This window comes from Cellvibrio sp., assembly GCF_053579595.1.
The window spans coordinates 1-11,449 of the sequence record NZ_JBRFPI010000116.1 but is presented as its reverse complement, the minus strand read 5'-3'; the positions used below and the strand labels follow the sequence as shown (position 1 = coordinate 11,449).

Here is an 11,449-nt window from a genome sequence, read left to right as displayed (position 1 = left end):
CGACTACGGCAGTTTCACCAGCGATGGTGCGACCTACAACGTTCGTCGCTGTCTGCGCACCCAACAACCGTCTATCGATGGAACCCAAACCTTTTATCAATACTTCAGTGTGAGAAATCCGAAGAAAGGTTTTGGTAACATCTCCGGTACTATCACCTTCGCTAACCACGCCAACTTCTGGGCGAGCAAAGGTTTGAATCTGGGTAACCACGACTATCAAGTGTTGGCGACCGAAGGTTATCAAAGCACTGGTAGTTCTGATATCACCGTAAGTGCCGGTACCAGCGGCGGCAGTTCCAGCTCGGCACCGTCTGGCAACAAGACTATTGTGGTGCGTGCCCGTGGTGCCGCCGGTGGTGAAAGTATCAGCCTGAAAGTGAACAACACTGTGGTACAAACCTGGACCTTGTCTACCACTATGACCAATTACACAGCGACCACCAGTCTGTCGGGCGGTTCGCTGGTGGAATACACCAACGATTCCGGTAGCCGCGATGTGCAAGTGGATTACATCAGTGTGAATGGTTCTGTGCGCCAATCGGAAGCGCAAAGCTACAACACCGGGGTTTATCAAAACGGTGCTTGTGGCGGTGGCATTGGCCTGAGCGAGTGGATGCACTGCAACGGCGCCATCGGTTACGGTAATCTGTAAACTAAAACACGATCGAACTACAACGTGAAACAAAAAAGGGGGCCGCATTATCTCCCCCCTTCTTCATATGAATCACCCTACAACAATAATAAAACCAAACACAACGAGGGATATGAACAATGGGTACCCCAGCGAATTTCAAAAAACACCTCCTAATACCTGCAATCATGGGTGCAGCACTTACCTATGGCGCATTGAGTTTGATCGATGATGATTCACTCCAGCGCGAGCAAATTACCTCTTTGGAAAACCGGATCTTGGACCTGGAATTATCACTTGCGCAAAAAGAGGAAGAATTAGCCGATGCGCGCTTTTTTTCCGCAGGCGCATTTGGCTTAGCGAGCACATCTGAGCCGGCCCCGAACCTTGCGACCAACCAACAAGCCGCAGTTGCAGCACCAAACACGCAGTCTGAACACTCCGCCAACGAGCAAGGCAGTAATGTGGCAGTGGATAGCCAGCAGCTCCTGAAAGATTTGGTCACCCTGTCGGATAGGGACCCGCGCTCCTTCTCCGAGAAAGCTAATGACCTGCTCGCGCGCAATGCGAGCAAAGAAAACATCGCCGTCGTGAGTAAAAGTGTATTTGATTTGGCTGAAAATCCTGACGTCTTGCCCGATTATGAGTTGCAATCGCTCTACCAGAACCAATCTAATCCGGATTTACAGCGCGTGATCGCTCAGGTGATGTCCACTCGTGGCGACAATGGTCTGCTCGAAAAACAAATCGCCAAAACCCAAACCAGCTTGAGTAGCGAAAATCCGGCGATACGCCAGCAGGCACTGGTCGAGCTGGGTAAAACCCGTTACGCCAGCGCCGCCAATGCGATTGTGCCACTGCTGCAAGACAGTGATACCAATGTAAAACTCGACGCCTTACTGGCACTGCGCGCAACTGGCAACCAAAGCCATGTCCGGTTGGTCGAAACGCTGGTCAGCCACCCCGATCCGGCGGTCAGCTGGCTGGCAAAAGATGTTGTCAATAGCCTGCAAAACCTCAGCGAGCGGGCGCGCACCCAGCTGGCCAGCACAGATATTGTCGCTGAATTACCGGTAATAGCAGCGCCATAGCTCTAATTTTGCCTCTAATAAAATCGATCGTTTACTAATAAAATGGTGTCGCATTTTTCATCCAAAAGGCGCTCGGATAACAGGTTTGTCGACGTCAAAATCAACTCAATCCAGAATCAAAAGTTGTTAAAAAAGGGAACCTTTTAACATTTATTGTTAATTGGACAATAAGCATATGGTTATAGTGACAATAATATATATGGTTTATTTGACAATAAGACAATATAACAATAAATAGGCACCTATCGCGGTGGCCAAGCCGTTTAAATAGCAATAACAGCAACGCAGTATGGCCCTCGATAAATGCCTGTTCGCAATGAACAGGGTAAGTCACAACAGTCTCTCCTTCGCCAAATTTTAGTGGTTGGGAGAGAATATCCTGGAGTCTAATAATGAAACTATTTAGCAACAGCAAGCATGTGTTTTCATCCCTCATTTGTGCAGCAGCAGTTTGTGCAACGGCCGCCAGCGCTCAAACCTTGAACTCAAATTCAACTGGTACCAATAACGGCTTTTACTACAGCTTCTGGAAGGATTCCGGCAGTGCCTCTATGACGTTACAAGCGGCAGGCCGCTACACCTCACAATGGAACAATGGCACCAATAACTGGGTTGGTGGCAAAGGCTGGAATCCGGGCACCAGTTCTCGGGTGATCAGCTATTCCGGCAATTATGGTGTTAGCAACAGCCAGAACTCCTATCTGGCGTTGTACGGTTGGACCAGAAGCCCGCTGATCGAGTACTACGTGATCGAAAGCTACGGCTCATACAACCCCGCCAGCTGCGCCGGTGGTACTGACTATGGCAGTTTCACCAGCGATGGTGCGACTTACAACGTGCGCCGCTGCTTGCGCACCCAACAGCCATCTATTGATGGTACCCAAACCTTCTACCAATATTTCAGTGTGAGAAACCCTAAAAAAGGTTTTGGCAATATTTCCGGCACTATCACCTTTGCTAACCACGCCAATTTCTGGGCGAGCAAGGGCTTGAATCTGGGTAACCACAACTATCAAATTTTGGCGACAGAAGGCTATCAAAGTAACGGTAGCTCTGACATCACCGTTAGCCAGGGTGCCAGTAACGGTGGCGGAGGGGGCGGCGGTAGTTCCAGCTCAGCGCCGTCAGGCGGCAACAAAACCATCGTTGTACGTGCCAGAGGTACAACTGGTCAGGAACAAATTCGTTTGAAAGTTAACAACACCACGGTACAAACCTGGACACTGTCTACCGGCATGAACAACTACACGGCGACCACCAATTTGTCAGGTGGATCGCTGGTGGAATATTTTAACGATTCCGGCAACCGCGATGTGCAAGTGGATTACATCAGTGTGAACGGTTCTGTGCGTCAATCCGAGGCTCAAACCTACAACACTGGCGTTTATCAAAACAACGCTTGTGGTGGCGGTAACGGCGGCAGTGAATGGCTGCATTGCAATGGTGCTATCGGCTACGGCAACCTGTAAGCTCATCAATTAGTCAGTAGCTATTAGTCTGTAGCTATGCGAAACAAGGGGTGGGATTTCCTGCCCCTTTTTAATCAATACCTAAAAAATAATAACGAAAGATTTGAATGAGAGATTTGCATGACCAGTCCCCGCTATTCCAACATTCATCTTTTAGTGGCCGCACTTGTTGGTGCCGCAGTGAGCTACGGTGCACACCGTATTCTGTTGAATGACACCGCACAGCGTGAAAAAATGATTGCGCTCGAAAATAAAATTCAGGCATTGGAACAGGCACAGAAACCGGCTTTTGCCCAAGCCGATCAAACTGCAAATCACGTAGCGGATATAGAGCAAATACGCAAAGATTTGAGTACCCGCTTTATTGGTGACCCGCGTACTTTCGGAGAAAAATTGCGCGACTTTGTGGCGGAAAATAATCACCAACACACCATCGCAATCGCGTGTAAAGTGGTTGCGGATTTAGCAGAAAACCCGGACACCTTAACCAATCAGGAATTGGATTCGCTCTATCAGCATCAGCGCAACCCGGAATTAAAACGTGTGCTTGCACAAGTATTGTCGCTGCGCGGCGATAACCATTTACTGGAGCAACTGGTGGCTGAAGCCAAACCGGCACTGGCCAGTGACAATCCCTCTGTGCGCCGCCAGACACTGAACTATCTGGCAAAAACTCACTATGCAGGAGCTGCAAGTGCGATTGCAGCGCTCGTACAAGATGAGGATATCAGTATAAAACTCGATGCCTTACTCGCGTTGCGTGCCACTGGCAATGAAAGCCATATTCAGCATGTGGAAAATCTGGTGAACCATCCGGATGAATCGGTGAGTTGGCTCGTCAATGACGTGATTAACCATTTGCAAAATCTCAGCACCAGGGCGCGCACTAAACTCACCAGCGCTGATATTGCAGCGGAATTGCCGCTGCTGTGAAACCCATGTAGGCTGAAGTTGGTTAGCAGCAGCCTGCAGCCTGTGCTCATGGCACGCCCCTATCAAATAGGCTAGAATGCCGCCCACTATTTCCGCCCCCCATTCCGGGGACACATTCCAACTTCATAAAGTAGTTAAGCGCCTGTGACTGACCTGAGCCATATCCGTAACTTTTCCATCATTGCCCACATTGACCACGGTAAATCGACAATTGCTGACCGCTTCATCCAGATGTGCGGTGGCCTGAGTGATCGTGAGATGGAGGCGCAAGTGCTTGATTCCATGGACTTGGAGCGTGAACGTGGTATCACCATCAAAGCCCACAGTGTGACGCTTTACTACAATGCGCGTGATGGCAAAACCTACCAGCTCAACTTTATTGATACCCCTGGCCATGTGGACTTCACCTATGAAGTATCCCGCTCGCTGGCGGCCTGTGAGGGTGCGTTGCTGGTTGTCGATGCCGGGCAGGGCGTAGAAGCCCAGTCAGTTGCCAACTGCTATACCGCAATCGAGCAGGGCCTTGAGGTAATTCCAGTCCTGAACAAGATGGACTTGCCGCAGGCAGAGCCAGACCGCGTCGCTCAGGAAATTGAAGATATTATCGGCATTGATGCCACTGAAGCCGTGCGCTGCTCGGCCAAGTCAGGATTGGGCATGGAGGATGTGTTGGAAGAGCTGGTGCGCTTGGTTCCGCCACCGGTTGGCGATGTGGATGCACCTTTACAAGCGCTGATTATCGATTCCTGGTTCGACAACTATCTCGGCGTTGTGTCGCTGGTGCGTGTAAAGCAGGGCACCCTGCGCCTGAAAGACAAGATCATCACCAAAACCATCGGCAAAGCACAAATTGTTGACGGTGTGGGTGTGTTCAGCCCCAAACCTACCCAATTAAAAGAACTCAAAGCGGGTGAAGTAGGCTTTGTGGTCGCAGGTATCAAAGACATTCACGGCGCGCCCGTGGGCGATACTATTACCCATGCGCAAACCCCTGACGTTGAAGCGCTTGAAGGTTTCCAGAAGATCAAGCCGCAGGTTTATGCCGGTATGTTCCCGATCAGCTCCGACGACTTCGAAGACTTCCGCGAAGCGCTGGCCAAGCTGACTCTGAACGACGCCTCGCTGTTCTACGAACCCGAAAGTTCGGACGCACTGGGTTTTGGTTTCCGCGTCGGTTTCCTCGGCATGCTGCACATGGAGATTATCCAGGAGCGTCTGGAGCGTGAATACGATCTCGATCTGATTACGACCGCGCCTACAGTAGTGTTTGAAGTGGTCAAGCGCGGTGGCGAAGTCATCTATGTTGATAACCCGTCCAAATTACCCGACCCTGGCTCGATTGAGGAAATGCGCGAGCCAATCGTTGAGGCCAATATCCTCGTGCCGCAAGAACATTTGGGCAACGTCATCACCCTGTGTATCGAAAAACGCGGTGTGCAAAAAGATTTGCAGTTCACCGGTTCGCAAGTACGTGTGCGTTATGAGTTGCCGATGAATGAAGTGGTTACCGATTTTTTTGACCGGTTGAAGTCAGTTAGCCGTGGTTATGCCTCCTTGGATTACAGTTTTACCCGCTTCCAGGCAGCGAGCCTGGTGCGTTTGGATGTGTTAATTAACAGCGAAAAAGTTGATGCCTTGGCAATTATTGTGCATCGCGATAAAGCGCACGGTATGGGGCGTTCGCTCACTGAAAAAATGAAAGAGCTGATCCCTCGCCAGATGTATGACGTTGCAATCCAAGCCGCTATTGGTGGACAAATCGTCGCGCGTTCAACCGTAAAAGCATTGCGTAAAGATGTAACAGCCAAATGTTACGGTGGCGATGCAACCCGTAAGAAAAAGCTGCTGGAGAAACAAAAAGCCGGTAAAAAGCGTATGAAGCAAGTGGGCAGTGTTGAAATTCCACAAGCCGCATTCTTTGCTGTACTGAAAATCGATAGCTAGTTTTTATAGATAATAGTAATCGTAGACAAATAACCCACTAAGGAAACTTGATGAGCAGTATTAACCTTCCTCTGATTCTCACGCTCGCGGTATTGATTACTGGTTTGGTGTGGTTGTTTGATGCATTGGTATTGTCGCGCCCACGCAAATCAAAAGTGGCTGCGGTAGAAAAACAATTTGCCGGTATGGCATTAGACACTGAGAAGCAAAAAGAGGCGTTTGAAGAAGCCAAAGCCGTGGCTGGCAAAGAGCCGATTTTGGTTGAGTATTCCAAATCCTTTTTCCCGGTTTTGTTTATCGTTTTCTTTTTGCGTTCGTTCCTTGTCGAACCGTTTCAAATTCCCTCGGGCTCAATGATCCCCACATTGGAAGTCGGCGATTTTATTTTGGTAAATAAATTTGCCTATGGTGTGCGGGCACCGGTGCTGAATAACACCATCATTCATACCGGCAAACCCCAGCGCGGGGATGTGATGGTGTTTTTCCCACCGCATGCCCCCGAGACTTACTATATCAAACGTGTGATCGGAGTGCCGGGGGACCATATCTCTTACAATAATCATGTGCTGACCTTGAATGGCAAAGTCATTGAAGAAAAATTAGTGGCAGAGTTGCCGGCGGGCGCGCCCATGCTGCGGATGGTTACCGAGAATATTGACGGTAAAGAATTCACCGCCTATAAACACATACAGCCCAGTCGCTTGAGTGTGCTTGGTTCCTGGGTCGTCCCTGAAGGTCACTACTTTATGATGGGCGATAATCGCGATAATAGTTTGGACAGCCGCGAGTGGGGCTTTGTGTCGGAAGAAGCGATTGTCGGCAAAGCCTTTGCAGTCTGGATGCATTGGGAGAAGTTCCTGAGCATTCCGTCCTTTGATCATGTCGGCGTTATTAAATAAGTACCTGTGGTAAGTTGAATGCTGGTCATTCCTCTCAATCGGAGTCAATCATAATGAAGGCTAACACTATCAAATTGCTTAAACACCAGCGTGGTCTTGGCATGTTGCAATGGGCCTTGGTAATAGCCGTTGCGGGTTTCTTTATCTTATTCGCATTCAAGGTAATTCCACTTTATGCTGAAAATACCTATGTTGAATCAGCCTTGCGCTCGCTGGAAACCGGCGGTGAAAAACTGGAGCAGATGACGGATGCAGAAATCAAAAGTAAGCTCAATAATTTTTACATGATTAACAATGTGCGTAGCGAAGGTCCAACCACAAATATCAAGGTTGTGCGTGAAAGCGAAAAAGCTGTGGTTACTGTAGATTATGAAACTCGCGTACCGCTTTTCTGGAATATTGATTTGGTGGTGAGCTTCCAAAATCATCTTGACAGTACCCGCCCCGGCCAATGCTGCAAACCACCTGCTACCCTAAAGACCAAGTAATTTGTGTTAACACTTAAATACCAACGCCTTGAGCAACGTCTTGGCTATCACTTTGAGGATCAGCGCCAGTTACAGTTGGCGCTAACCCACCGCAGCCATGGCGCTACCAACAATGAGCGCCTTGAATTTCTGGGCGATTCGATTTTAAATTTTATTGTGGGCGAGGAGCTGTTCAAGCGGTTTCCTGAAGTTCGTGAAGGCCAGTTGAGCCGCCTGCGCTCGCAGATGGTAAAAGGCGATACCCTTGCCGAACTCGCGCGCGAATTTGAATTGGGCGAGTGCCTGGTGCTGGGTGAAGGGGAAATGAAATCCGGCGGTCACAGACGCGATTCGATTTTGGCGGACAGTGTTGAAGCCATCATCGGTGCAATCTATCTTGCCAGCGGCCTGGATATTTGTCGTGAGCGTGTGCTGACCTGGTTTGCGCCACGTCTGAATGAATTAGGTCTCAATACCAGCGCCAAAGATTCCAAGTCGCGCCTGCAAGAATATATGCAAGCCCAGCGCCAGCCACTGCCGGAGTATGTTGTGGTAGAAGTGGGCGGTGAAGGGCACGCGCAAATGTTTACTATAGAATGCCGTGTTGCATTGACCAAACAGCCTACCAGTGCGACTGCCTCCAGCCGTCGTGAAGCGGAAAAACAAGCCGCAGTATTGATGCTGGCGCAGCTAAAAATCGATTGAGTTTTGTAAGCTCGCTTGTTAATAGATCGCTCCGAATTCCCACTCTCTCTTCCAGTATTGTTTATGAATTTTGAATCAGATACAGATCAGCCCGAAACTACCGGCAGCCGCTGCGGCTATGTTGCCATTGTTGGTCGCCCTAATGTGGGCAAGTCCACGCTGCTTAATCATATCCTCGGGCAAAAAATCAGTATCACCTCGCGCAAACCGCAAACAACGCGCAATGCCGTTGTGGGTATCAAAACTGAAGGCGATGTGCAGATTATTTTTGTGGATACCCCCGGTATGCATCTCGGCCAACAAAAGGCCATCAACCGCTACATGAATAAAGCCGCCACCAGCGCGATGAAAGATGTGGATGTGGTGGTGTTTGTGATCGATCGTTTTATTTGGACTGAAGAAGATGAAGCGGTTGCAGAAAAATTGCAGCATGTGAAATGTCCGATTATTTTGGCGGTGAACAAAGTTGACCAAATTGAAGACAAAGAAACCTTGTTGCCGCATTTGCAAAGCTTGTCCGAAAAATTAAACGTCGCTGAAATTGTACCTATGTCGGCGCTGCGCAATACCAATCTGGATCGTCTGGAGCAGCTTGTTACAGAGCGATTGCCGCAGGGCATCCATATGTATCCGGAAGATCAAATCACTGATCGCAGCTCACGTTTTATGGCTGCCGAAATTGTGCGCGAAAAAATTACCCGTCAATTGGGCGATGAATTGCCCTATGAGATGGCGGTAGAGATTGAAGAATTTAAGCAGGAAGGTAATTTGCTCAATATTTCTGCGCTGATTTTAGTTGAGCGCGATGGCCAGAAAAAAATCCTGATCGGTGATAAAGGCAGCCGTATTAAATTGATCGGTACTGAAGCGCGCACAGATATGGAAAAACTGTTTGAGATGAAAATCATGCTCAAACTCTGGGTTAAAGTAAAATCCGGTTGGTCTGATGACGAGCGCGCCTTGCGCAGCCTCGGCTACAACGAGTTTTAATTCACCGGTATGCGTGTTGATCTTCAGCCCGCTTATATCCTGCACACACGTCCATATCGCGATACCAGTTTGTTGATCGATTTCCTCACGCCCGACTTCGGGCGTGTCACCGCCGTTGCACGAGGTGTGCGCAAAAACAAAACTCCCAAACGCCAATTATTAAATCCGTTTAGCCGTTTGCTGGTTTGTTGGCAGGGCAAAACCGATATGAAACTCTTGACCAGTTTTGAATCCGATAACCATTTTCTCTCGCTTAGTGCCAATCATTTGTACTCCGGCTTTTATCTCAATGAATTGCTGGTGCGGCTTTTGCCCGAAATGGATGGGCACAACGGTTTGTATTTTGCCTACGAACAAAGTCTGGATGCGCTACAAAACAAGGGCGACATTGAACCTTTATTGCGGGAATTTGAATTTCGTTTATTAACTGAGTTGGGCTACGGTTTGGATTTTAGTGTAGATGCACGCAATGATTGTGCAGTAGAGGCACAAGGGCTTTACGAGTGTCATGTGCAGGAAGGTTTTTTTCGTGCGGGACCCGATATTCCTGAGCAGTTCCTATTAAAAGGTGAATGGCTGCTGGCGATAGCTGCGGGAGATTATTCCGCCCCTGCAACCCGTCTCGCTGCCAAGCATCTCTCGCGCCGGTTGCTGAAGCCTTTGCTTGGCAACCGCCCACTTAATAGTCGGCAATTATTTGTGCCAGCTAAACAAGATTAAATTCTCCCAGCCTTTATTCCATTGTTATCTTTTCTCAGGCGTCCACTTTTTCCAAACCAAAAAGCGGATCCAGTTCTTTATCGCGCCCCCAATTGATTAAATCGTCGAGCGCGTGATTGAGCGCGGGGATTGCATCGCGCGCTTGTTCGTATTGTTCGCTTTGGAAAAGTTTATCGAGTAACCCGCTGATGTGTTTCAAACGAGGTACACCGCAATAACAGCTGCTGCCGTACAGGCGGTGAATCAACTCGCCCAATTCCTCATACTCGCTGTTCGCCAATGCAGCATTGATTTGTTGTTTTTCAGTTTCCAATCCACTGAGCAACATACTGAGCATATCGCGCGCGAGTGCAGGTTTATTATTGGCGAGTTTCAAACAGAGTTGGATGTCAACTGAGCCGGTGAGATCTTGTGTTGGCAAGGGTTCGCGCACGTGCTGGTTATGATTTTTTTCCTCTATTTGGATAACCACTTCTTTTTTACCCGACAGGCTCGCCCAGCGATTAATAATATGAGCCAGTTGTGCCTCGTTAACCGGTTTGCTGATGCAGTCATCCATGCCGGCAATTAATAATTCGGCTTTTTGTTCGGTGATGGTATGTGCAGTGAGTGCAATAATTGGTGTGCGGCGTTTGCCTTGTTCCAATGCGCGGATGTGGCGCGTCGCTTCCATGCCATCCATGCCCGGCATTTGGATATCCATAAAAATTACATCAAACTCATTGTCATTGCAGGCATCAATCGCTTGCTTGCCGTTGCTCGCTTGCACGACCTGGGTATTTAAACCGCGCAATAATTCTGAGGCGAGCTGCAAGTTGGCGAGGTTGTCGTCTACCAATAAAACCGAAACACTTGGGCGCAGCGCTTCCTCTTCATCTTGCTCGCGCATATCTTTGATATGCAAATCCAATTGGCGACCGAGCGTTTGCAAGAGTGAATCGTAAGCAATAGGTTTGTTGATAAACAAAACCTGCGATTTTTCTGAATGCGCGCGGAATAAACGCTGGTGTGCCGGAGTACAACAGGCGATAAGTGTGCAATTAAATTCCACATTTAATTGTTCGGCCAAGTTGTTCAGTAACACGGGAGGAATTTTGCGCTCGTTGGGGGCGATATCCAAAATTAACAAATCAAAATTGTTATTGCTGTTGCGCGCATTGCGCAGTATAGGGAAGCAATCGTGTATTGCTGGAATGCTTTGTGTATTGCCGTTCCATTCACGTAATAAACAGTCAATTTGTTTTAGTGATGCAGGGTTTTCACCGCACAGCAAAATACGGTAATCACTCAAGTTGGCCAATTGGCTAACAGAAGGTTGGCGTTTGTCGATACCCAAACGCGCAGTGAACCAAAAGGTTGAGCCTTGCTCTGGCTCACTAACCACACCGATTTCCCCGTGCATGCGCTCAACTAATCCCTTGCAGATGGCCAAGCCGAGTCCAGTGCCTTCATGCTCTCGAGTATTGGATGAATCGGCCTGATTAAAGGGGCTGAAAAGTTGATCTTGCTCTTCGCGAGTTAAGCCTATCCCCTCATCACTTACACAGACTTTCAGTGTGATTTGCGTTTCCTGCTGTTGCAGGATACTGACATCAATCAG

At 48.8% G+C, this 11,449-nt stretch carries 11 protein-coding genes; 10 read left to right on the top strand and 1 reads right to left on the bottom strand.

Going from position 1 to position 11,449, the window contains the following annotated elements; genetic code table 11:
- The 10 genes from ACWA6V_RS09285 to recO all read left to right on the top strand — a co-directional run.
- Positions 1–652, top strand: a 652-nt coding sequence (locus tag ACWA6V_RS09285) for a glycoside hydrolase family 11 protein (protein WP_449522221.1), incomplete at its 5' end; no start/stop codon positions are given.
- A gap of 119 nt (positions 653–771) precedes the next feature.
- Complete coding sequence (locus ACWA6V_RS09280) at positions 772–1,722, top strand: HEAT repeat domain-containing protein (protein ID WP_449522220.1); 951 nt, start codon at positions 772–774, stop codon at positions 1,720–1,722.
- A 392-nt stretch (positions 1,723–2,114) separates the two neighbouring features.
- Positions 2,115–3,191: a glycoside hydrolase family 11 protein gene (locus ACWA6V_RS09275; RefSeq protein ID WP_449522219.1), complete on the top strand. Its 1,077-nt coding sequence runs from the start codon at positions 2,115–2,117 to the stop codon at positions 3,189–3,191.
- Positions 3,192–3,311: 120 nt separating this feature from the next.
- Complete coding sequence (locus tag ACWA6V_RS09270; RefSeq protein ID WP_449522218.1) at positions 3,312–4,124, top strand: HEAT repeat domain-containing protein; 813 nt, start codon at positions 3,312–3,314, stop codon at positions 4,122–4,124.
- A 144-nt stretch (positions 4,125–4,268) separates the two neighbouring features.
- Positions 4,269–6,068 carry a translation elongation factor 4 gene (lepA, locus tag ACWA6V_RS09265; protein WP_310073426.1) on the top strand — a complete coding sequence of 600 codons (1,800 nt, stop codon included), beginning with the start codon at positions 4,269–4,271 and terminating at the stop codon, positions 6,066–6,068.
- Positions 6,069–6,118: 50 nt separating this feature from the next.
- The gene (gene lepB / locus ACWA6V_RS09260; RefSeq protein WP_449522217.1) at positions 6,119–6,967 is read left to right on the top strand and encodes a signal peptidase I; all 849 of its coding nucleotides are present in this window, start codon (positions 6,119–6,121) and stop codon (positions 6,965–6,967) included.
- A 53-nt stretch (positions 6,968–7,020) separates the two neighbouring features.
- On the top strand, positions 7,021–7,455 hold the full coding sequence (locus ACWA6V_RS09255) for a DUF4845 domain-containing protein (RefSeq protein WP_449522216.1): 435 nt from the start codon (positions 7,021–7,023) through the stop codon (positions 7,453–7,455).
- 3 nt (positions 7,456–7,458) lie between these two features.
- Positions 7,459–8,139 (top strand): ribonuclease III, encoded by a 681-nt coding sequence (rnc, locus tag ACWA6V_RS09250; protein WP_449522215.1) that lies wholly within the window; start codon positions 7,459–7,461, stop codon positions 8,137–8,139.
- Positions 8,140–8,202: 63 nt separating this feature from the next.
- Complete coding sequence (gene era / locus ACWA6V_RS09245) at positions 8,203–9,129, top strand: GTPase Era (protein WP_449522214.1); 927 nt, start codon at positions 8,203–8,205, stop codon at positions 9,127–9,129.
- A 9-nt stretch (positions 9,130–9,138) separates the two neighbouring features.
- Complete coding sequence (recO, locus tag ACWA6V_RS09240) at positions 9,139–9,849, top strand: DNA repair protein RecO (RefSeq protein WP_449522213.1); 711 nt, start codon at positions 9,139–9,141, stop codon at positions 9,847–9,849.
- 34 nt (positions 9,850–9,883) lie between these two features.
- On the opposite strand, the gene ACWA6V_RS09235 is transcribed toward recO, so the two are convergent.
- Positions 9,884–11,449: response regulator (locus ACWA6V_RS09235; RefSeq protein ID WP_449522212.1), on the bottom strand; the 1,566-nt coding region annotated here is incomplete at its 5' end.